The sequence below is a fragment of the Desulfovibrio sp. 86 genome (assembly GCF_902702915.1).
GTDB lineage: Bacteria > Desulfobacterota > Desulfovibrionia > Desulfovibrionales > Desulfovibrionaceae > Desulfovibrio.
Genome location: NZ_LR738849.1, coordinates 1,037,376 through 1,058,452 on the forward strand (window position 1 = coordinate 1,037,376; position 21,077 = coordinate 1,058,452).

Annotated in this window: 19 protein-coding genes; 5 read left to right on the forward strand and 14 right to left on the reverse strand. The window is 62.3% G+C overall.

Translation table 11 applies throughout. The features are described 5' to 3' along the window. Nucleotides 1–178: 178 nt before the first annotated feature. From DESU86_RS04490 to DESU86_RS04545, 12 genes are all read right to left on the reverse strand, one after another. Nucleotides 179–1,183, reverse strand: coding sequence for an inorganic phosphate transporter (locus DESU86_RS04490; protein ID WP_179979952.1), 1,005 nt, complete (start codon nucleotides 1,181–1,183; stop codon nucleotides 179–181). Beyond that, a complete protein-coding gene (locus DESU86_RS04495) occupies nucleotides 1,176–1,805 on the reverse strand; it encodes a DUF47 domain-containing protein (protein ID WP_179979953.1) in 630 nt (209 codons plus the stop codon). The genes DESU86_RS04490 and DESU86_RS04495 overlap by 8 nt, the downstream gene beginning before the upstream one ends. Before the next feature lie 383 nt (nucleotides 1,806–2,188). Beyond that, nucleotides 2,189–3,580, reverse strand: a complete 1,392-nt coding sequence (locus DESU86_RS04500) for a pseudouridine synthase (protein ID WP_232088257.1) — start codon at nucleotides 3,578–3,580, stop codon at nucleotides 2,189–2,191. A gap of 69 nt (nucleotides 3,581–3,649) precedes the next feature. After that, a complete protein-coding gene (locus DESU86_RS04505; RefSeq protein WP_179979954.1) occupies nucleotides 3,650–4,909 on the reverse strand; it encodes a GAK system CofD-like protein in 1,260 nt (419 codons plus the stop codon). Continuing rightward, nucleotides 4,906–5,550 (reverse strand): 3'-5' exonuclease, encoded by a 645-nt coding sequence (locus tag DESU86_RS04510; protein WP_179979955.1) that lies wholly within the window; start codon nucleotides 5,548–5,550, stop codon nucleotides 4,906–4,908. Before DESU86_RS04510 ends, DESU86_RS04505 begins: the two co-directional genes overlap by 4 nt. 15 nt (nucleotides 5,551–5,565) lie before the next feature. Further along, entirely contained in the window at nucleotides 5,566–6,978 is a 1,413-nt protein-coding gene (gene mnmE, locus DESU86_RS04515; protein ID WP_179979956.1) for a tRNA uridine-5-carboxymethylaminomethyl(34) synthesis GTPase MnmE, read from the reverse strand. A gap of 340 nt (nucleotides 6,979–7,318) precedes the next feature. Then, nucleotides 7,319–8,701, reverse strand: a complete 1,383-nt coding sequence (locus DESU86_RS04520) for a protein jag (protein WP_179979957.1) — start codon at nucleotides 8,699–8,701, stop codon at nucleotides 7,319–7,321. 42 nt (nucleotides 8,702–8,743) lie between these two features. Next, nucleotides 8,744–10,390 (reverse strand): membrane protein insertase YidC, encoded by a 1,647-nt coding sequence (gene yidC / locus DESU86_RS04525; protein ID WP_179979958.1) that lies wholly within the window; start codon nucleotides 10,388–10,390, stop codon nucleotides 8,744–8,746. Between the two features lie 8 nt (nucleotides 10,391–10,398). Further along, nucleotides 10,399–10,668 carry a membrane protein insertion efficiency factor YidD gene (yidD, locus tag DESU86_RS04530; RefSeq protein ID WP_179979959.1) on the reverse strand — a complete coding sequence of 90 codons (270 nt, stop codon included), beginning with the start codon at nucleotides 10,666–10,668 and terminating at the stop codon, nucleotides 10,399–10,401. Next, nucleotides 10,665–11,057, reverse strand: a complete 393-nt coding sequence (gene rnpA / locus DESU86_RS04535) for a ribonuclease P protein component (protein WP_179979960.1) — start codon at nucleotides 11,055–11,057, stop codon at nucleotides 10,665–10,667. The genes yidD and rnpA overlap by 4 nt, the downstream gene beginning before the upstream one ends. Before the next feature lie 41 nt (nucleotides 11,058–11,098). Further along, nucleotides 11,099–11,233 (reverse strand): 50S ribosomal protein L34, encoded by a 135-nt coding sequence (gene rpmH / locus DESU86_RS04540; RefSeq protein WP_165064844.1) that lies wholly within the window; start codon nucleotides 11,231–11,233, stop codon nucleotides 11,099–11,101. Between the two features lie 307 nt (nucleotides 11,234–11,540). Beyond that, nucleotides 11,541–12,545, reverse strand: a complete 1,005-nt coding sequence (locus tag DESU86_RS04545; protein WP_179979961.1) for a hypothetical protein — start codon at nucleotides 12,543–12,545, stop codon at nucleotides 11,541–11,543. 274 nt (nucleotides 12,546–12,819) lie between these two features. Here DESU86_RS04545 and thrB point away from each other — a divergent pair, with 274 nt between their 5' ends. Continuing rightward, complete coding sequence (gene thrB / locus DESU86_RS04550; RefSeq protein ID WP_179979962.1) at nucleotides 12,820–13,422, forward strand: homoserine kinase; 603 nt, start codon at nucleotides 12,820–12,822, stop codon at nucleotides 13,420–13,422. A 473-nt stretch (nucleotides 13,423–13,895) separates the two neighbouring features. Here thrB and DESU86_RS04555 read toward each other — a convergent pair whose 3' ends face one another. Both DESU86_RS04555 and DESU86_RS04560 read right to left on the reverse strand, forming a co-directional pair. Next, on the reverse strand, nucleotides 13,896–14,471 hold the full coding sequence (locus DESU86_RS04555) for a translation initiation factor 2 (RefSeq protein ID WP_179979963.1): 576 nt from the start codon (nucleotides 14,469–14,471) through the stop codon (nucleotides 13,896–13,898). 79 nt (nucleotides 14,472–14,550) lie between these two features. Then, entirely contained in the window at nucleotides 14,551–15,546 is a 996-nt protein-coding gene (locus tag DESU86_RS04560; protein ID WP_179979964.1) for an OmpA family protein, read from the reverse strand. A gap of 310 nt (nucleotides 15,547–15,856) precedes the next feature. Here DESU86_RS04560 and DESU86_RS04565 point away from each other — a divergent pair, with 310 nt between their 5' ends. Genes DESU86_RS04565 through cobM form a run of 4 tightly spaced genes read left to right on the forward strand, consistent with a single transcriptional unit; the run spans nucleotide 15,857 to nucleotide 20,973 of the window. Beyond that, entirely contained in the window at nucleotides 15,857–16,762 is a 906-nt protein-coding gene (locus tag DESU86_RS04565) for a hypothetical protein (RefSeq protein ID WP_179979965.1), read from the forward strand. 2 nt (nucleotides 16,763–16,764) lie between these two features. Then, nucleotides 16,765–18,132 (forward strand): cobalt-precorrin-5B (C(1))-methyltransferase CbiD, encoded by a 1,368-nt coding sequence (gene cbiD / locus DESU86_RS04575; RefSeq protein ID WP_232088258.1) that lies wholly within the window; start codon nucleotides 16,765–16,767, stop codon nucleotides 18,130–18,132. Next, nucleotides 18,129–20,123: a precorrin-6y C5,15-methyltransferase (decarboxylating) subunit CbiE gene (gene cbiE, locus DESU86_RS04580; protein WP_232088259.1), complete on the forward strand. Its 1,995-nt coding sequence runs from the start codon at nucleotides 18,129–18,131 to the stop codon at nucleotides 20,121–20,123. The genes cbiD and cbiE overlap by 4 nt, the downstream gene beginning before the upstream one ends. After that, nucleotides 20,116–20,973 carry a precorrin-4 C(11)-methyltransferase gene (gene cobM, locus DESU86_RS04585; RefSeq protein ID WP_179979966.1) on the forward strand — a complete coding sequence of 286 codons (858 nt, stop codon included), beginning with the start codon at nucleotides 20,116–20,118 and terminating at the stop codon, nucleotides 20,971–20,973. The genes cbiE and cobM overlap by 8 nt, the downstream gene beginning before the upstream one ends. Nucleotides 20,974–21,077 lie beyond the last annotated feature (104 nt).

Here is a 21,077-nt window from a genome sequence, read left to right on the forward strand (position 1 = left end):
CTTGTGGGGGAGGGACCCTTTTGCAAAAGGGTCCCCTCCCCCACGCCCCCACCCCCTAAAACTTTTATCCGGGGTTCGCACGACTACAGGAATGCCCTGTGTTTTGGCGGCTTCTCCACAACGCAAGAGCCCCGGCCAGTTGGCCGGGGCTCTTGCGTAACTTTTGGCAACAGGCTGCCTAGTTCCAGATAAAATGCAGCAGCCAGTAAGACACAAAGCCAACAGCGCCCGCCGCTGGCAGGGTCAGCACCCAGGCCGTGAGCAGACTTCCGGCCACGTTCCAGCGCACGGCCGAAAGCCGCTTGGTGGAACCCACGCCAAAGATGCAGGCCGTGATGGTGTGAGTGGTGCTCACAGGCGCGCCCATCATCGAGGCCCCGGTGATGACCAGAGATGCCGACGTTTCAGCGGCAAAACCGTGTACCGGCTCCAGCTTGAAAATACGGTGCCCCATGGTCTTCACGATTTTCCAGCCGCCCACAGCCGTGCCCGTGGCCATGGCTCCGGCGCAGGACAGCTTGACCCACAAAGGCACTTCAACCGCGTCGATCTTGCCGAAAATGAGCAGCGCCAGGGTAATGATGCCCATGGTTTTCTGCGCGTCGTTCAGGCCGTGACTGGTGGCCATAAAGGCTGCGGACACCAGCTGCAAGCGCCTGAAAGCCCCGTTGACTCTTCGCCTGGACATGCGCGAGCACGCCCAGTAAATGATCCACATGATCAGATAGCCCATAAAAAAACCCGCCAATGGCGAAGCCACCAGCGGGATAAGCACCTTGTCGATAATGCCCTTGCCGTTGAGCGCGTCAAATCCGGCGTCAGCCACAGCCGCGCCGATAAGCCCGCCGATGAGCGCGTGGGACGAGGACGAAGGGATGCCGAAGTACCAGGTTATGCAGTTCCAGACTATGGCCCCGACCAGGGCCGCCAGAACAAGCACATGGCTGCCCTCGACCACCTGCGGCAGGACTATGCCGCTGCCCAGGGTCTTGGCCACTTCCGTGCCCAGCAGCGCACCGGCCAGATTGAGCAAAGCGGCGGCTCCCACGGCAAAACGCGGCGTGACCACCTTGGTTGACACGACCGTTGCAATGGCGTTGGCGCAGTCATGCGCGCCATTGGTAAAGTCAAAGATAAGCGCCACCAGCACGATGAGCGCCAGCAGCACAGGGATATCAAACATTTTTCAGCACCGCTTCTTCAATGGTTTCCGCCAGGGCATTGACCTGCTCAAGCAGGATGCTCATGCGTTCATAGGCCTGGCTCCATTTAAGCGTCTGCATGATCTGGGGCACGGTGATTTCCTGCTGTTCGTCCAGCAGTTCCGCCAGGCCCACGGCCAGCAACATGTCGCACTCGCCCCGCAGATTGCGGAAGGCGCGTGTTTTGTGGCAGTCGCGCCTGTGGGTCAGCCCCTCAAGCATAAGACGGCTCATGTCCAGCATGGCGCTGATGGTGCGGGCCATCTGAAGCGCGGGGAAACGTATGCGCGTGAATTCAAAAATGTGCAGGCGGGTGCTCAGGCTGTGGAGGCAGTCCATGCACTCTTCCTGCTCCTGATTGATGCGCAGGATGTCTTCACGGTCGATGGGGGTAATGAAGGTCTGCGTCAGGTCGCGGATGATCTGGCTGTGCAGCACATCCGCCTCTTCTTCCAGAAAGGCGATTTCCTTATGGATATGATCCATATTGGACACATCGTCCAGCATTTCAACCAGCAGGCCCGCCATGCGCCGCAGAAGACTGTTCTGCTCTGCCAGCATGGCGAAAAACGGTGCGGATTTGGGCAACAGCGCTGGAAACATCCTTTCTCCTTGGGATCGGTACACGCACGCATGACCTCAATGCCACGCACCATACCGGTTGACGTTCCGGCGGTTGTCCGCTTCTGGGGGGACCGCCGTCTTTTGATTTGATATATGTATACTCACAGCGGGCACGTGCCAAGAGGGCACACCCGAAACAAATAAAAGTTTTAACCAGCGTTGCCTGATTAACATTATTTTAAGTATGTTACAGTCAATTTTTTTGAGTATTAAAAACTGTTTAAGCACTCAATACTTTTGCATCGCCCAGAGCAATTTCACTAGCGATGCTGTCCTGCCCGTAAGGCGGTCCGCCGACGGTTCAGGCAAGCCCTGTGGGCAACGGCTGCCGCGAAAATGGATATTCTCAAAGCGAAAATGCTCTAGCGTTCCGCCTGCGGCAGAACACCCTCAAACCACGCCCGCACAAGACGACTGAGCGCTTCGGGCAGAGGCCAGGGGGGATAGTCAACACATGCGGCTCCAGGCAGGCGCAGGCCGCCGTGGTGCAAAAAAAATCCGGGCAGATCCGTGGATGGTTCAGCGCCGCCGGAATCCTGCGGCAACGCGCCCACCCCATCCGCATACAGGGCATCGCCCCACAGCGCGTGTCCCAGTCCCGCTGCGTGCACCCGTATCTGATGGCGCGCGCCACGACGGATGCGGCAGGCAGCCAGGGTCAGCCCCTGCGGCGGCAGGGAGAGCGGGAGATCGGAAGCCCGGGGCGCTGCTGCCAGGGACGATTCTTCCGGCAAAAAATGACCGGACTCGTTTGCCGTGCCCGTTGCCGTGCCCCCGGCCATGCCGGAAGTCGGGCCTGCCGCAACGGGAGCGGCGCTGAAAAGCAGCCGCAATTCCTCGGCGTCCATTGTGTCGGGATGCCAGACATGCAGCGGCCAAAAATCCGTCCAACGGGTCTTGTCCGCCTGTGCGTCGCGCAAACGGCTTTTGCGGCGGCCGCTTACGCCCAGAGACTGCCGCGCCGTGATTGGCCCTGTAAGAACGCCTGTCAGCAAGGCCACATAGCGCTTTTCACAATGCCCTTTTGCTTCTGCAGCACGAAAGGCGGCAGCGGCGGCAGGCGTCAGGGCGGCGCAAAGCAGTCCTGACGTTCCAAAATCCAGCCGTTGCAGCAGCATGAGTTCCTGGCCCTGTGTCGCCCCGTGTACGGGTTGGCCGCAGCCATGGCGGACGCCGGGCATGACCGGAGGGCACGGCTGGCCTGAAGTCCGGCACGGGGAAGGCCCGTCCCAGGCTGCCGCCAGAGCGGGGGCGAGAGCCTCCACGCTTGCCTGTGTGCTGCCCGCCAGAGCGGCGCTGTGCATGTTGGCCGGTTTGCTGAAAAAACAATACTCGCCTTGCCTGTCGAGCATGCGCAGGCCAAGGCTGGCGGCCAGTGCGCAGAGGTCGTTGTGCTGGGCAACCGCACCAAGTGCTGGCGCAAGTTCCGACGCGGGCGCTGGGGCGGTCTGCGACGCCGACGCTGCGACGCCTTCTGTTGCCGCCCTTGAGGCGGCCTCCCCTGCGGGCGCTGGGGCGGGCGTCGGGATGGCCCCCGCTACGGACGCTGTGGCGGCCTGTGTCGCCGCGTCAAGCAGACAAATCACGTCTCCCTCGCGCATACGCCGTGACGCGGCGGCGGGACGGCCATTGACCAGCACAAGACCGCTTTCGATGCAGCGCTTGCGTCCGCGCACGCCCAGGTTGGGCAAAAGCGCCTCAAGCGCATGATCAAGCCGCTGGCCCGCCTGCTGCTCCACGCGCAATTCCCGCATGCGTCCATCCGTATCAGGGCTGTCGCAGTTCCGTTCAGGGCCATTCCGACCGCAAAATTGGGGTTTCACTCAGATCTCCGCGGCCTTGCCCGGCAAAAGATCAAGAAGGGCGCGGGCCGTCAGTTCCGGCTCGTGGTACTGGGGATTGTTCTCACACACGATATGCCGATCCACAATGTTGAGGCCCATGTCGCTGATGGATTTGCGCACCTCGTCGCCAAGGCCGCCCTCATACCGCCCGTGGCGGGAATCTATGAGCACATGGTGCAACAGGCGTTCGGTTGGCGCTTCCGGGGCGTCTTCCCGCAAATGGCGCAGGATCATGGCAGCCTGACCCGCCACGCTCAGCCCCAGCAGCTCGGCGTCACTGCCGGAATTGGGAATAAATATTTTGGGGCAGTCCGCTTCGGCCACGGTGCTTCCCACGCCCTGGGGCAGCAGGTTGGCCAGCACGCTGGTGTAAAAACTGCCCATGGGATAGCAGATGGCCCCGGCCGAACTCAGATAGACGCCTGCCGCAGGCGCAAGCGGCGGACGGCACGGCGTTGCGGGCAACTCCAGGCAATCCTGCTCGTTGAGCCGTTCGGGCTCGTGCACGGTAAGAAACAGCCGCCGCACGGGCCGGGGCAGCGTGCGAAAGAGGTGCTGCCCCACGAGTACCGAGCCGTCGTCCAATTCAGCCGCCAGGTGCAGGCTTTCCCTGACAATGGGGCGTACCACGCCCCGCGTTTGCAGCAGACGGCTGAAAAATGCCAACACAGGGTCAAAATTGCGCTTGTAGTGCAGATAGCCCCCGGCCAGCAGCAAATTGCCGAAGCAGGCGCGATAGGGATCAAAATCGCCGGGCATGCGGGAGAGAAAAAAATTCAGGTGCAGCCGCAGGGCGTCGGCAAAAACGCCGGGCATGCTTTTCCAGACCCGGTGCCCTGCCCTGCCCATGCCCACAAGCTGCCGTCTGAGAAAATCCGCCGGGGCTTTTTTGCCTGCGCAGGAAGGTACTGCGCCCATGATGGACGCTACGTTTTCCGGCAGATCTTCACCTTCGGCCGGGAGGCGACAGGCGCAGAAATCCAGCACAGCGGCAGGCACGACGGCGCTGTCGGCCAGGGCCAGCAGACGGTTGCGGATATCGCCCACTGCGGGCATGGCGAATGCCCGGCGCAAAACCGCCGAACTGCCGCCGGAATCAAAGGTGGTGATCAGATGGACGGAATTGTGCGTATGGCGGGTCAGCTCCCGGCTGAGACTGCGCAGGGCCGTGCCGCCAGTAAAAAACGTCAGACGCGGCCCCAGGGCCGGAAAAGCCGTCAGCGTCGGAGCGCCGTTCACGCACCGCCCCCGCTGGCCCCCACAGGCCAGGTTGCGGGCCGCGTGGTGGGGATGAGCCCCAACTCGCACATGCGCATGAAAATGAGCCTGCCGATCCAGGCGTCGGTGGCGGCATAGGCGATTTGCTTGGCGCTGAGTTCGGGCAGGCTCCAGTTGGAGCACTGGGAACCCTTGGAAATCCGCCAGCCAAAAAAATTGGCCGTCAGACTGCGCAGACCCTGACTGGGCAGTTTGTGCGCCCTGGCCACGCCGCCCAGATCAACCAGCCCTGCCGGTTCAAAATCGTGCAGCTTGGCCAGATCACGCATGTCATCCCTGATGCCCACACCGGCTTTGACCTGCGCCGGGTTAGCAAGCAGAGCCGCCAGGTCGGGGCCAAAGGGCATCCAGGCCAGCTGGATCAGGTACACGGCCTGCTCCGTGGCCAACTGGATCAGCGCCGGAGCGTTGCGCCTTCCCTTGCGAAAGGATGGTCGCGTTTCCGTATCAAAGCCCAAAACGCTTTCTTCCCGCAGATGAGGCAGCGCGCGTTGCCAGTCTTCTTCGCTGCGCACCACATGCACATGCCCCTCAAAATGACACAGGGGCAGAGCGTTCACTTCCTCACTGCTCAGACGGCGACGTAATACATCCATATCCATAGGTTGTTTACCAGATTACTTGCCAATGCAGAATTGAGAGAAAACCCTGTCCAGCACTTCCGCCGGGCTGCTCAGCCCGGTAACTTCCGCCAGATGGGCGGCGGCCACGTCAAGACGCACGGCGCAGCAGTCATACGACCGCCCGGCATCCACATCTTCGCGCAGGGCCGTCAGTTCGGCCAGAGCCGCCTCAAGAGCCAGTGTTTGCCGGACATTGGGCGCAAGCCCTTCTTCTCCGGCAGTCCCGTCACCTTCAGCCAGCAACAGCGCACGCAGGTGTTCAGCCATGTCCTCCACCTGTGTATCGGAAAAAGCGCTTGTTGCGCAACAGGTTTGGTTCTGAATCCAGCTTGGGGGGAATTTTTGGGGCATACACAGATCGCATTTGTTCCACACGACCAGCACAGGCGTTGTGCCTGCCATTTCAAGCACTTCTCGGGCTGCCGGCTCCGGGCAGACCTCGGCCGTGGCCCCGGCCTCGCCCAGAGCGCCGCCGTCCAGCACAAGAACAATGGCGTCCGCCTCGACCAGCTTTTGCCGGCTGCGTTCAACGCCCAGTTCTTCAATACTTTCCGTTGCCTTGCGCAAACCTGCGGTATCCGTCAGGCGTACAGGCAGACCATTGAGGTCGCAGACCTCCTCAAGAAAATCACGCGTGGTGCCGGGAATATCAGTGACCAGCGCCCGGTTGCGCCCGAGCAGGGCGTTCATGAGGCTGGACTTGCCCGCATTGACGGCGCCCGCCAGCACCACGACTGCGCCTTGCTGCATGACCCGCGCCCGGCGGCTGCCCTTGAGCAGGTGCCGCAGCGCGGCAGACACGTTTTCAACAGCGGCGCTGAAGGTGGGGGCGTCCATGCCTTCAACTTCGTCTTCGGGAAAATCCACGGCCACGCACACCTGCATGCGCAGTTCTTCAAGCTTCGCGCGCAGGGCCTCGGTGCGACGGGCCAACAGACCGTCCAGCCGGTTCAGGCCGTAACGCAGGGCCTCGCGCGAGGGCGCGGCGATAAGTTCGGCCACGGCTTCGGCCTGACTCAGATCCATGCGTCCATTGATAAAGGCGCGCCGTGAAAATTCGCCCTTCTGCGCCTGACGCGCGCCACGGCGCACGGCGCTCTCCAGTACGGCCTGAACAATAAACGCGCCGCCGTGGCAATGGATTTCAGCCACGTCTTCACCCGTAAAGCTGCGCGGGCCAGGCATAAAAACGGCCAGCACGTCATCCAGAGCCTCGTCGTTGCAGTCCAGAACCCGCCCCCTGTGCAAAAACCAGGGGCGGAAGTTTTCAAACCTGGACGACAGGGGCAAAAACATGCGCGCGAGCACCTGCTTGGCGTCAGGCCCGGAAATGCGCACAATGCCAATCCCCCCTGATCCGGGTGGCGTGGCAATGGCCGCTATGGTGTCGCGTGTGGTGTTGCCCATGAGTGCGCTACAGTTATGGGTGCGCCGGTTTAACCCTGGCGGCGTTTTTTTCAGGGTTCAGGAAAATGCGGCTTCCGCATTTCCGCCAAAGGCGGAAATGCGGAAGCCGCCTTGATATGCAAGCTCTGTCCATCAGCGCTACGAGAGCACTTTACCGTTGAAAACGGCGTAACCGTTCTGGAGCAGATAAAGGAAGCACTGATTAAAGAGCCTCCAGGAAACGCGCTGGTATTTCTTTTGGCAAGGCGCGTTTTTTTTGAAGCAGGAGTGGACTCTTCCGTCCTCGACTGTTTCAAAAAAAGTGAAGCAAGTCCGCCAAACGGAATAAATCAGCGTTTCCCTAGTTCTTTTCGGTCTTTTTGCGCAAAATGACAACCCTCTTCATGGGGCCGTCGCCCGTGCTGCGCGTCTGCACATCCACCGCTTCCTGAAGACAGACGTGCACAATACGGCGATGGTACGAAGACAGGGGCCGCGTGGAATAGGAGCGGCCGCTCTGGCGCACCTTGTCGGCCAGGGCCAGCGCCATTTCGCGCAGTTTTTCGTCCTGACGGCGGCGGTACTCCCCGGCGTCGAGCTGCACGCGCACAGCTGCATTCATGCCCCGCGAAACGATACGCGAAATCATGTACTGCAGCGCGGCCAGCGTTTGTCCTTCGCGGCCAATGAGCAGGCCCGAATCTTCTTCACTGTCAATGCCCACCTGCACCCTGTCGCCGCCCAGCTTTACATCCAGATGCACGTCTTCGCCCACGATGGGGCGCACCAGTTGGCGGACGGTTTCACGCACAAGGACGTCCAGGCGTTCCTGGTCAAGCTGCTCCATGGGCATGGCGGGCAGCCCTTCGGCGGCTTCTTCAAAATCATCGTCCAGAACGTCCATGCCCTTGGGCTGGCGGGCAGCCTCACGGCCGCCATCTTTTGCGGCGTTGCGGCTTTCGCGGCCGTCACGGGAATCGCGGGAATCACGAGATTCGCCACGGCGACCACGCCCTTCGGCGCGTCTGCCCTCTTCGCCGTTCTGCCCGTTCTGACCGTTCTGACCATTTTGTCCGTTCTGGCCATTCTGCGCACGGCCCGAAGACTTGGCCCTGTCCCTTGACCTGTCGCCACGGCCTTCGCCACGACTGTCGCCCCGGCTTTCGCCACGGTTTTCGCCATCGGACTTGTCGGAGGGCTTTTCAGCGCCCCTGTCACAGGTCTTGTCACAGCTTCTGTCGGGGGCCTTGGCACTGGCGCGGGCATTGCCATTTTCAGCGCCACGTTCCGGAGTTCTCTCACCCTGCCGTTCCGGACGCGGGCCTACCCCTCTGGGCTGACGGGCATCCCGGCCCTGAGAACCTTCGGCCTGTTCGGCTGCCGGTTCCTGCGCGGGCTTGCGGTTGCGGGAGCGGCTGTTGCGCTTTTCCTGCTGGCCGTTGGCAGCCTGATCGCCTTCCTCGCGCGGGGCGCGGTTTTTTTCCGGCGTTGCAGCGGCGGGCACGCTTTCAGAGGCGTCAGCCTGCGCGCCTTTGCGGCCCAGAATACTTTCAACAGTTTCACGAAGCTGCACCCGACGCGCCCGGACCTTGGCCTTGCGCGCGCCGACTATGCCGAAGATGCCGGACTTGGAGTCCTGCACAATTTCGATTTCCAGCTTTTCACGCGCAGCATCGAAGTAGCCGCAGGCTTCCTCTATGGCGCTGTCCAGGTCCTTTCCCTGGAATTCTTTAAACCCTTCCATACTCGTCCTCGTTCCAATGGGCGGTACAGGCCGCCATTGCGGCTATTTCGCGGCGGCGTGGCCTTTGAGCTTCCGGATCATCATCTGCTGCTGCGCTATGGACAACACGTTGTTGACCAGCCAGTACAACACCAGGCCTGCCGGGAAGTTCAGGAAAAGCACCGTGAAGATAAGGGGCAAAAACATCATGATTTTCTGCTGCGTGGGATCGGCGGCCGGGGGGTTCATCCTCTGCTGCAGGAACATGGTCACGCCCATAATGATGGGGGTGATGTACAGGGGATCCTTGGTGGAGAGGTCGGCCAGCCAGAGCATGTCCGTACCGGGCAGATACTTGATGAAGGGCGCATGCCGCAGCTCGATGGAGGTGAGCAGAGCCTGGTACAGACCGAAGAACACGGGCAGCTGAATAAGGATGGGCACGCAACCGCTGGCGGGATTAACGCCGTAGGTCTTGTAAAGCGCCATGACCTCCTTGTTCATCTGCTCCTTGTTGTCCTTGTACTTCTCGCGCAGCTCCGTCATATGGGGCTGGAGCTTCTTCATCTTTTCCATGGACGCGTAGCTCTTGGCCGTAAGGGGCCAGAACACGGCCTTGATGAGCACGGTCAGCAGGATGATGGACAGGCCCCAGTTGTGCACGTACTTCTGGAAGAATTCCAGCAGCCAGAGCAGCCCTTTGGCAATGATGTGGAAAAAGCCCAGGTCAATACTTTTGGCAAGCTGGGGCGAGACGTCCTGGAGCTCGGAGCGCACCTTGGGGCCGACCCAGTAGGAAACAGACAGTTCCTTTTCCTGGCCGGGGCCAAGCAGGGTTTCCTGTTCTTCGACAGCGGCGCGATACACATTTTGCTGCATGACGCCTTTGACTGTCACGTTGTTGGCTTCACCGGGCATTACGGCCGTGAGAAAATACGTGCTCATGGCGCCAGCCCAGTAAATCTTGCCCACGGCCTGAACGCCGGTGGTTTCAAGGGTGCTCGCGGAGCTTTCTTCCTTGAGGCTGCCGTCGTTGTCCCAGGCGACGCGCATGGCATCGTAACGGTCACCGGCGGCATTGCTGGCGTCAGCGGCCGCCGTGTAGCTCACGCGTACGCTGCGCGCCTGTTCGCTCAGGTTCGTCACGCGAACCTTTTCCTGAATGAGATAGGAGGAGGCGTTGAAGGTCAGGTCGCGCACCACGCGCAGATTGTCCACTTCGCCCGTCAGGCGCAGGGAACCCTGCTGGTTTTCACCAATGGTGAGGCCGTTTTCGCCGGAATCCGCTGTCCACTGGCCGGTGCTCCACGAGGGCTGGCTGTTGATAACCAGGCCCATGGGGGCCACCTGGGCCGTCTTGGGGTCAACCATGTTTACCAGGGGCGAATCCGCCGCGAGACCAACCTGAAATTTTTTCAGCTTGAACGAACGCAGCGCGCCGCCGCCGCTGTAAACAACAGCTTCATACAGGGGAGTGTCCACCGTAATGTCGCGACCCGCCGAGGGCGTAAAAACTGGCAGACTGGGCTGCGCGGGCGCGGGCGCTGTCTGCGCCAGCTGTTGCGGCACCTGCGCATTCTGCTGCTGTTGCTGCTGCGCCACAGGGGCGGGCTTTGAGGTCCAGCCCATATGCTCGGCCAGATATCCCCAGCCGACAATGACAATAAGACAAAGAACAATGGCAATGATAAGATTTTTACTGTCTTGCATGTGGGCGCTCACTCCTGGGACAATGGCGGAACGTCACGGCGACGTCGTCCTGATGGTGGTGGAACTGGATCATAGCCCGATCCGCCCCAGGGGTGACAGCGGGCCAGGCGCTTGAGCGCCAGCCAGCCGCCACGCAACACGCCGTGGGTCATTACGGCCTCTACGGCATAGGCGGAACAGGTAGGGTAATAGCGGCAGGCAGGGGGCAGCACGGGCGAGATGCAGCGCTGATACACGCGTATGGGAAATACGCAGAGGGTGCGCAGCATGCGGCTCATGGCAGACCAGCCAATGCCGAAGAGCCCGACGGGTGTCGGGCCGCACGCCGTAACAACGGCAAAAGTTCCGCAGCCACATGGGCATAGTCCAATGCGGCTTCTCCGGCATGCTTTTTTGCTATGGTAACGATGTCGGCCTCCACGGGCAGTTCTTCTCTGTGCAGGCGGTAGAATTCCCGCAGGAGCCTCTTGACGCGATTGCGCACCACGGCATTGCCTACCTTACGGGAGACAGCCATGCCTGTGCGCGCGCGAAGACCGGGACAGCCTCCCGGCAACACAAAGACAAGGAAATGCTCGGTGTGGTAACGCCTGCCCCGCTCATAGCAGGCCGTAAACTCCACCCGACGGCGGATGCGCAACTGCCTGGGCAGAAGGTACCGGCACATGGAAGCTCCCTGACGACGAACGGGGGATGCCCCCCGTTCACTCAGGCGCTGAGACGCTTGCGGCCCTTGGCGCGACGGCGGCGCAGGATGGCGCGACCGCCAGGGGTGGCCATGCGGGCGCGAAAACCGTGGGTGCGGGCTCTTCTGATCTTGCTCGGCTGATATGTTCTCTTCATGATTGACTCCTTAAAATTTCCGGTATGACCAGCGCCCTTACCGGGACTTTGCGGCACGCCGGGCTTTGGCGGTTAGGGGCCGTCCACTTGTTATAGCGGTCAGGGACGGCAAGGCCCTGGCGTTAAAATATATGGAAGAAGCTACATACACGCGCGCAGCCCCCCCGTCAAGCGCAGACTGGGCCGATCATCGGCCGAACCTGGCGGCCGTCGCAAAAAACAGGCGGCGTAACGCCGCCTGTCAGGCTTGCCCGGCATGGCAAGACATCCTGCCATAGCACGGGGCTCATGGTCAAACGCCAAAATCTTACGGCAAGGGAGCCCGCACGGGAGCGCCGCCCCCACCGGAGGCGCCGCCAGCCCCGTTGCTGGGTGGCAGCAAATCGTCCGCGGAGAGGGAGGGAATGGACGGAGGAGCCGGAACGTCCGGCGGCGTGCCGCCGCTGGACGAACGGACGGAACCAGCCCCGGCCTTTCCAAAAGCTCCCGCAGCAGCGCCCGATCCTGTCACCGACATGGAAGACGACGCGGCGGACGTCGAGGCGCTCGAAGACGCGGCTGTGGGTGCAGCCGTTGACGGCGCGCCTGAAGGCATGGCCGCGCCTGCGGGCATTGCGACGCCGTTGCCAATGCCGATGGAAGGCGACGGCGAAGGAGATGCCGCAGTATTTTGCGTCCTGCCGCCATTGCCCTGCACGTTGCCGCGCGTTCCGTTTCCTTCGGGCACGGATGACGGTGCAGCCGCCGCCGTGCCATTGCTCTGCCGCGCGGAAGCCGGGGCCGTCAGCGCCGGACTGACCGAAGCCGGTTTTCCCGCTGGCGCGCTGGCGGCCTGCGCCGCTTCACTTTTTTTACTGGCCTGACTGGCCGTCGCCCCGCCCTGCTTTGCGGACCGTGACGACGCGTGGGGCCAGGGCCGCACGGGCGCTCCTGGATCCACAACAATGCTGTGCGGGGCGGTTTTGCCGCCACGGCCGCCCTTGCCAGCGGATTTTCCGTCAGGCTGCCCCTGGGGGCTGGACATGAGCTCCGGCACAGCGGCGGGATCGGCAAAAGCCGCGCCCACCATGCGTATCTGCCTCGGCTGCGTCAGGGTATTCCAGTAAAGACGCGCGCCGCCTGTGCGCATCCATGACTCGGTCAGATTGGGGCCGCCATCGGGCAGGGTCTGGGGAAGCGAAGACTCGGCGACACCGGCCAACGACACGCCGGACAGGCCGGTCGTGATGCCGAAACACAAAATGGCCGAGCCCAGGGCCACTGCCCGCAGGGTACGGGCCCATACCGCGTTTTTGTAGTGTGTCACGAACATAATACCACCTCTTCCCCGCTTATCGGCAGATACCGCAGTATACTTTAGAGGGCAAGTTGCGCGACTTTGTGGGGGAGGGACCCTTTTGCAAAAGGGTCTCCTCCCCCACGCCCCCACCCCCTAAAACCCTTGCCGTATCATTGGGGCGCACGACGAGTTTTCTGATCTGGAGGGGTACCGAGCCAGCGCCTTTCCGGCATCGCGCCCGCGCCTTGACAGCAGCGCCACCCTTGGGCACATTTCAGGCATCTTTTTCACCGGCCAAGGAGCAAAAATGTCCGTGCCCTCTTCTGCAGACGCCACTTCTGATCGCTCTGGCCCCTCATCCATCACGGCTCCGGCCAGACCTTCACCGTGTATCATCCTTATCGGAATGGCCGGGGCGGGCAAGTCCACCATCGGCGAGGCCCTGGCCAAACGTCTGGACTGGGCCTTTATGGACAGCGACCACCTCATCGAAGCCATCTACGCGACGCGCCTGCAAGACGTCACTGACGCCCTCAGCAAGGACGCCTTTCTTGATGTGGAAGCCACCGTCATCAGCTCCATAAAAGCCAACCGCGCGGTCATCGCCACCGGCGGCAGCGTGGTCTACCGCGAAAGGGCCATGCGTCATCTCGCCTCGCTGGGGCCCATCGTGCATCTGGATGTGCCGCTCGACATCGTTGAGGAGCGCATAGCCCGCAACCCGCAACGGGGGCTGGCTATCGGGCCAGGTCAAACCCTGCGCGACATTTTTCTGGAACGCCAGGAACTGTACACCCGCTACGCGACCCTGTGCTGCGAAGCCACCTGTAAAAATCCGCAGCAGTGCGTGGACTGGATTGTGGACAATCTGCCCCCACAGGTCACTGCCTCCGACGCCGCAAGGAGCTGACGGCGCAGCTCGGCACCTTGCTGTCGGCGCTGCCCTGGCGGACTGCACCCGCATATCCCTGCCTGCTTTACCTGACCGGCTGCCAGAGACTTTGGCTGAGTCTCAGCCAAAGTCTCAGCCAAAGTTTCTGCCGGGGCCTCTGCTGGGCCTCTGCCTGGATCATGCCGCGCGCCTTTTGCGCAGCCCCATACCGAGAGCTGCCCACAAAAAAAGCGGGGCCGAAGCCCCGCTGAAAAAACCTGTGCCTGTTGCCAGTATCTGTTGCCTATGCATGATGCCAGTGCATGATGAAAAGCACGTGCGCCAGAACAACTTTTATCGAGAATATGCATCCCCAACCAGGACACGCCCTCTGTGGCGCGTAACCTCTCGCATGGGCGCGTATTCTCGCGTAGAGACGCGCCTCATGGGCTGCCGCCTTTACGGCGTGCCTCTGTCCGCTGCCGCCAGGGCAGTATCAAAATCAGATAGCCTTAGAACTGCCAGCTTTTGCCGTCATATCTGATCAGTTCGTTGATCCTGCGGGCTTTGACCTGCTGGCAGGCCGCCGTCAACGCAGCCTGGCGGGTAGCGCCACGGCATTCATAAACGTTTTCTTTGTAACGCACAAAGCCAACGTACTGGCCTGACGCGCCGGGGCGCAGTTCAGTGGAGATGGTGCTTTCGTCCACTTCAACATAGCTTGCCACAAAGTCTTTGCCGACCTGCTGCACGTCTTTTTTGGACTTGGAGGGAACCACGGTTCTGCCAGCCTGAGCGACCAGCTTGTGTCCCACGGAATCCAGTTCGGCTGCTATCTGAGCTTCAGTTTTACCGCCCTTGGCCACGGGTTGCTTCTTTTCCGCACTGGCGGCGGCTTTCTTGTCAACTTTTTTGCCAGCCTTGGCGGGAGCCGGCGCTTCGGGTTCGGGGGCAGGCGCCGCAGTTTCTGCGGGCTGGGCGGGTGTTACCGCCGCTTCCGTAGAAGAAGAATCGCCGCCGAACCAGGCGCAACCGCCTGCGGTCAGACCGAACGTCAGCAAAAGAGCCAGAAATGTTTGTTTGCGCATAGCACCTCACACATTAAAGCCGGGCGGCATAGGGCCACCCGGCTTTTTGCATATTATTCCAGTAAAACCCGCCCTTCGATTATTCGAAGGAGATTTCGGTGCGCCGGTTCATGGCGCGACCTTCAGCGGATTCGTTGTTGTACTTGAAGGACTTGCCACGGCCGATGGCGGTCATGCGGCTGGCGGGGATGCCCTGCTTCACAAGGTAGTTCTTCACGCTGTTGGCGCGTTCCTGTGAAAGCTTCATGTTGTAAGCGTCAGAACCGATCCAGTCAGTCCAGCCAGCAAGCACGACGCGCTTGTTGGGGCTGGCCTTGATGAGACCGGCGGCTTCGTTCAGGATGCCCATGGCCTTGCTGTCAAGAGCATAGGAGTTGAACGCGAAGTGCACGCCACGCAGCACGATCACGTCTTCATCCTGGCAGAACACTGACAGAACGAAGCGCTCAACGGCGGCGTCGCTGGTGGCCAGTTCTTCACCACGCACCACGATGGTGGCGGGGTTCAGGGCGGCGACCTTCTTGATGGTTTCTTCACCGTTCTTGGTGTCGGCGAAGGAGATGATGTGGATAACCAGGTTGCGCTGGCTGGCGTACAGCTGACGGGCAACTTCCACCACATCGGCGCCACGGTTGTTGTCGCCGTCGGTCACGAGGATAACGGCGGCGTCGCGCTTCATGCTGGACAGGAAGGGCTCGTAAGCCTGCAGGCCGGTACCCATGCGGGTCATGCGGCCAAAGATGTCAAAGCCGGAACGCAGCTTGTTGATGCCAGCGGCCATGGTGGCGCGGTCCCAGGGACCCTGAGCAACGATAACGCCGTTGGGCGAAATGGTGTGCAGGCCGCCATTATAGTTCAGAGCAGGAATAGCAGAGTTGATGCGCTGCAACACGCTTTTGGCTACAATGATTTTATCCTGCTTCAGCTGAGCGTTCTTCATCATCATGGAACCGGAATAGTCCACAACGAAGTCAAAGCTGTCAATTTTCTTGGTGCAGGCCGGTGCGGCCGCGGCGGCCACAGCGTAGCTCAATACCAGAGCAGCGGCCAGAACAAGAAGACGAAACGATTTCATACTGCCTCCCAAACGTTGATAAGTTCGTCGAATTACCGTCAACCAACAGTAAATCGCGGTGTGCCCGCCACGTTGCCGGCTCGTTCTAGGCTTGGCCTATGGAGACGGCAACTGCCTTAGACATAACCGCCTTTATGAAAAACCGCAAGTTTTAAATAGGAAATATTCTCTGATAACTGCCTGTTGCTTACGATTACCCAAGTTTTTTTACGCTGCCGCATCCATAGGAAAAGCCATTGCAACCCCCACTGCTGGACAGCCTGCCGAGGCTGAGGCATACTTTGAAGAAGAATAAAAGGAAAGTATCTCTATGCCTACCCTGCCTTTTTCAAAATGGAGCCCAGGCGGCAACACCACACTCTTGTTTCCGTCAGATGGGCTCGCTCCCGCCTTGCAGTGCCGACTGGCCAGACAGGCCCTTACCGAATCCTGCCTGGGTGGCGAACAGGCCGGTTTTGTCAATATTGAAGCTCAAAGCCTGCGTATGGCCGGGGGCGAATTCTGCGTCAACGCCAGCCGGGCCGTGGGCGCAATGCTGGCCTGCGCTGACGACTGTCGCCAGCAGACGGGCGACACGGCCGGGTCACATGAAAACTGCGTCCTGCCCGTCGCGTCTGTTGACAGCCCTCTGCCCTCCGCTTCTGAAGGCTCCGCGTTACAGCGGTGTTATGAAATCAGCGTTTCTGGCTGGCAGGGCCCCGTGCAGCTCCGTGTACGCGGATATGCGCCCTACTGGCGCGTGGAAGCCATTTTGCGACTGCCCGAAATCACCGTGCAGCGCATGGCCGAGGGCATACATCTGGTGCGCCTGCCCGGCATCAGCCACCTTCTGCTCGACAGACACATACACAGCCAGCCCGAGGACTGTTTTGCCGCAGCTGCCCTGCTGCGCGAGCGCTACGACCTCAGACAGGAAGCGGCCGTGGGCGTCATATGGTGGAGAACGCTTCAGGGCCAGATGGACATGCTGCCCCTGGTGCACGTGCGCGACACGCGCAGCGACTTTCTTGAGAGCGCTTGCGGTTCCGGCGCGCTGGCCCTTGCCCTGAGCCGCGCGCAGACTGCCGGAACCAAAAGCTTCAGCATAATGCAGCCCAGTGGCTCCCCTCTTGATATACGCTTTTTTTCCGAGGCCGGAGCGTCCATGGCCGGAGTGGACGGGCCAGTGTCTCTGGTGGCCAAGGGCCAGGTCTGGCTGCCCGACGCGGCCGACTGATCATGGCCGCCAGACTGCGCGAAGGATTTACCACCGGGTCGGCAGCAACGGGCGCGGCTTTGGCCGCCCTGCACCTCCTGCGCGCCGGGTGCGCGCCCGGCCATGTGGACGTGCCCTTGCCGCCTTTCAGTTCCGGTTCTTCCACGCCTTCCGGGCCACGGGATGTCGCAGCGGATGTCGCAGCGGATGCAGCCGCAGACGCTGCCGTGGACGCTGTTGCCACGGACGGCGCCAATGATGCGGCATCTGAGCGCGGGGATTTCCCCACGCCCAGGGGCTGGCTGCGGCTGGAGGTGGCCGTTTGCGGCCATGGCCCGGCCCCGGAGCTGGCCGCATGGCCGGAATTCGCGCCGCTTTTTGCCGAAGGTGGCTCTTGCGGCCATGCCGTCGGGGCGGGACACTCTGCCCACCCCCGCGTGGCCCACGCCTCCATACGCAAGGACGGCGGTGATGACCCCGACGCCACTTCCGGCGCGCTTATCACAGCCACGGTAGTTGAAAATTTCGCCATGGCCGGACACACTGGCGTCGCCAATGCCGCCACCGGGACGGATGCCGCCCACTCCCCTGCCGTCAGCATCGAGGGCGGGCCGGGCGTCGGGCGCGTCACCCTGCCGGGGCTTCCGGTTCCCGTTGGCGAAGCTGCCGTCAATCCCACGCCGCGCCAGCAGATAGCCTTTGCCATGCGCCATGGCGCGCTGGTGTTCGGCGCAGGCCCGTGCCCTCCCCTGAGGGTCATTGTCAGCGTTCCTGAAGGGGAGCGTCTGGCCCGGCAAACATTTAACCCGCGCCTGGGCATTGTGGGCGGCATTTCCATCCTTGGCACGCAGGGAACGGTGCGTCCGTACAGCCATCAGGCATGGAAGGCCACCATAGAGCAGGGGCTGGCCGTGGCTGCGGCCACAGGCTGCCGCGACATGGGCCTGACCACGGGGCGACGCTCCGAGCGCCTGCTTATGGACAAATATCCGCATATGCCGCAAAGAAGTTTCATTCAGGTGGCGGATTTTGCGGCATTTTCCCTCAAGGCTGCCGGCGGCATGCCTTTTGACAATCTCATATGGGGATGTTTTTTCGGCAAACTGGTCAAACTTGCCCAGGGGCATGCCTACACGCATGCCCGGCACGCGGAACTGGACATGGAGGATCTCGCGCGCCTGTGCCGCCAGTGCGGCGCGTCCTGCGCGGATCAGGTGCGCCACTGCGTCACTGCGGCCCACGCTCTGGAGCTGCTCCTGCAGGATAAGGCCGGAAACGACGTCATCGCCCTCACAGGCCAAAAGGCCGCCGCCGTGGCGGCAAATTTCGCAGGCCGCCACGTGCGTCTGCATCTTTTTCACACCGACGGCAGGGAATTACTGGCACTATGAAAAATCAGGTTGCACTGCCCGGCATCGCCGTGCCCGCACCGAGCTGCCCCGAAAGCGCAAACGAGCGCAGGGCCGACTCCAAACCCGAAACCGCGCCCGGCGCGGCCAGGGTTCTCTCGCCTGGCGTCCCGGCTGCCGCACCGGTGGTCGCCCCACTGGAGGCTGCCGCGCCAAAGGCTGCCCCACTGGAGGCCGCGTCGTCCGAAGCTGCCGCGCCTTCTCTTCCCGATTCCGCCTCGGACGCGGCCCCACATTCCATCAACGCGCCGGAGCCTGCCCCCCACCCGCAGGAGGGGTTAGCCGCATCGCCCTCCCCGGATTCACAGGATGCTCACGTCCTTCCAGCCGCGCCTTCTGCGCCGGAAATCCCCGATGCAGCCGCCTCTGCCAGCGAAACTGACAACTCCGCCGTGCACAGCGCTCCCGGCACTGCCGCCCGCCCTGCAGAAACGGCTTCGCCAGCGCGCCCGGCCAAAATGCAGCGCAAGCCAGCGACACTGCTCGCAGAAGAACCGGCTGCGGAATCCCAGACGGACGACTGGCCGCCCATGTCCGAAATTCTGCAATCTTTTTTCATCTTTGAGCCCACCACGGCCGAGCCTTCACCCATCACTGTCCTCGGCCTTGACTGCGCCCGTCCGCGCGGCCTGCTGGATCTCACGGCCACGCAGCGCGCCTTGCTGCAAGAGGCGGACGTCATATGCGGCGGGCGTCATCTTTTGCGCGAACTGACCGACGCGGCTGAAGAAAAAAGTCCCGCGGATCAGGGCGACGCCGACGCGCGCGCGCCTTCTCACGCCTCTTCCCCAGCCTCTGCATCAGCTTCTACACTTGACGCCTATGAAGACAATGCGGGGCCGCACCTGCTTAAGGCGCGTCTGCTGCCCCTGAGCACTCCGCTGCAGCCCGTACTCACCCGACTGAGCCAGATGCGCGCCGCTGGCGAGCGCGTTGTCATGCTGGCCGACGGCGACCCGCTGCTTTTCGGCATCGGGGCCACTCTGGTGCGCCTTCTCGGGCAGGACGCCGTGCGCCTCCTGCCTGCCGTCAGTTCCCTGCAGCAGGCCTGCGCCCGGCTGGCCCTGCCCTGGCACAGGGTCATCTGCCTTTCCCTGCACGGGCGTGACGACCTCGGCCCCCTCAACGCGGCGGTGAGCAAAAACGCGCCGCTCTGCGTGCTCACCGACGCGCGCATGACCCCGGACTTTCTCGCGCGCCACCTCCTTGACCGTGGCGTCGATTGGTTCCGCGCCCACGTTTTTGAGCGCATGGGCGCGCCGGATGAGATCTGCCACAACCTGGACATGGCCCAGGCCGCCAGCACCTCGTTTGGTCCTGCCTGCACGCTTGTTTTTGTGCCCGCCGACACGCCGCGCCGCGCGCGCCTCGGCCTTGAGGCGCACGAACTCGCCGTGGACAGGGGGCTTATAAGCAAAAAACCCGTGCGGGCCGCCGCTCTGGCCTTGTTGCGCATCGAGCCGCATCATGTGGTCTGGGATGTGGGCGCTGGCTCCGGGGCCGTTGCCCTTGAAGCCGCCGTACTGGCCCATGAAGGACGCGTCATCGCTGTGGAGCGCTCCGTGGGGCGGGCCATGAGCATTCAGGAAAACCGCCGCCGCTTCGGCGTGGCCATTCTGGACGTGCGCCTGGGCGAAGCGCCCGAATGCCTGCCCTCTCTGCCCGATCCTCACCGGGTTTTCATTGGCGGCGGCCTTTCAGGCGAAGACGGTGAGGACATCCTTGGGCACGTCTGCCTGCGCCTGCCCGTAGGCGGGCGTGTGGTGGCAAGCTGCGTTCTGCTGGACACCCTCTGCCTCTGCCGCAACTTCTTCGAACGTCTGGGCTGGCCTGTGGAAATCTGCCAGATTCAGGCTTCGGAAGGCAAGGAGCTGGGCGGCGACGTGCACCTGGCGGCCATGAATCCCGTATTTTTACTTACAGCCCAAAAACCCGCCTCCGACGGTGCGGTGCAGAAGCGTGAACATGAATAGCGGCAACACAAAAACACCTCCGACCGACAACCTGAGCGCCTCCACCTCATCGTGCGCAAACGGCCCCTCCCATGCCAGAGGCGCAGCCCCCGGTCTTGTCAGTTTTGTGGGGGCAGGCCCCGGCGACCCGGAACTGCTGACCCTCAAAGGCCGTAAAGCTATTGAAGAGGCCAGCCTCGTGCTCTATGCAGGGTCGCTGGTTCCGCCGGACGTGGTGGCCTGCGCGGCCCCCGGTGTCCCCGTGGTGGATTCCGCCCCCCTGACCCTTGAGCAGTGTCATGACCTTGTGCGGCGCACGGCTCTGGCGGGCGGCCCGGTGGCTCGCGTGCACACGGGCGACCCTTCCCTCTACGGCGCGCTGCGTGAGCAGGCCCGCCTGCTGGATCAGGACGGCATCCCCTGGCGCGTCATACCGGGCGTTACCGCAGCCTGTGCGGCGGCGGCCGCCGCAGGCGTGACCTTTACCGTGCCGGAAGTGACCCAGAGCCTCATCATCACCCGCATGGAAGGCCGCACCCCTGTACCGGATCGCGAAGCCCTGCACCTGCTGGCGGCCCACGGCACATCCATGGCCATCTACCTTTCAGCCGGAGCCTGCGAAAGTCTGCAAGCAGAGCTGCTGGCCCACACCCCGCCAGACACCCCCATTTTATGCGCCTACCGCGTGGGCTGGCCCGACCAGCGCCTCATTTGGGCCACCGCAGGAACCCTGGCCCACTGCGTACACGAGCACGGACTTGTACGGCAGACCATTTTTCTGGTGCTGCCGGGGCAAAACGCCGCTGACACGTCCTCGCTCCTGTATGCGGCCAATTTCAGCCACGGCTACAGGCAGTCCGGTCAAGACTAGACAGTGGGCTGTGGGCATTGCAATGCTTTGTGGGGGAGGGACCCTTTTGCAAAAGGGTCCCTCCCCCACGCCCCCTCCCCCTAAAAATCTTGTTGTATTTCAGC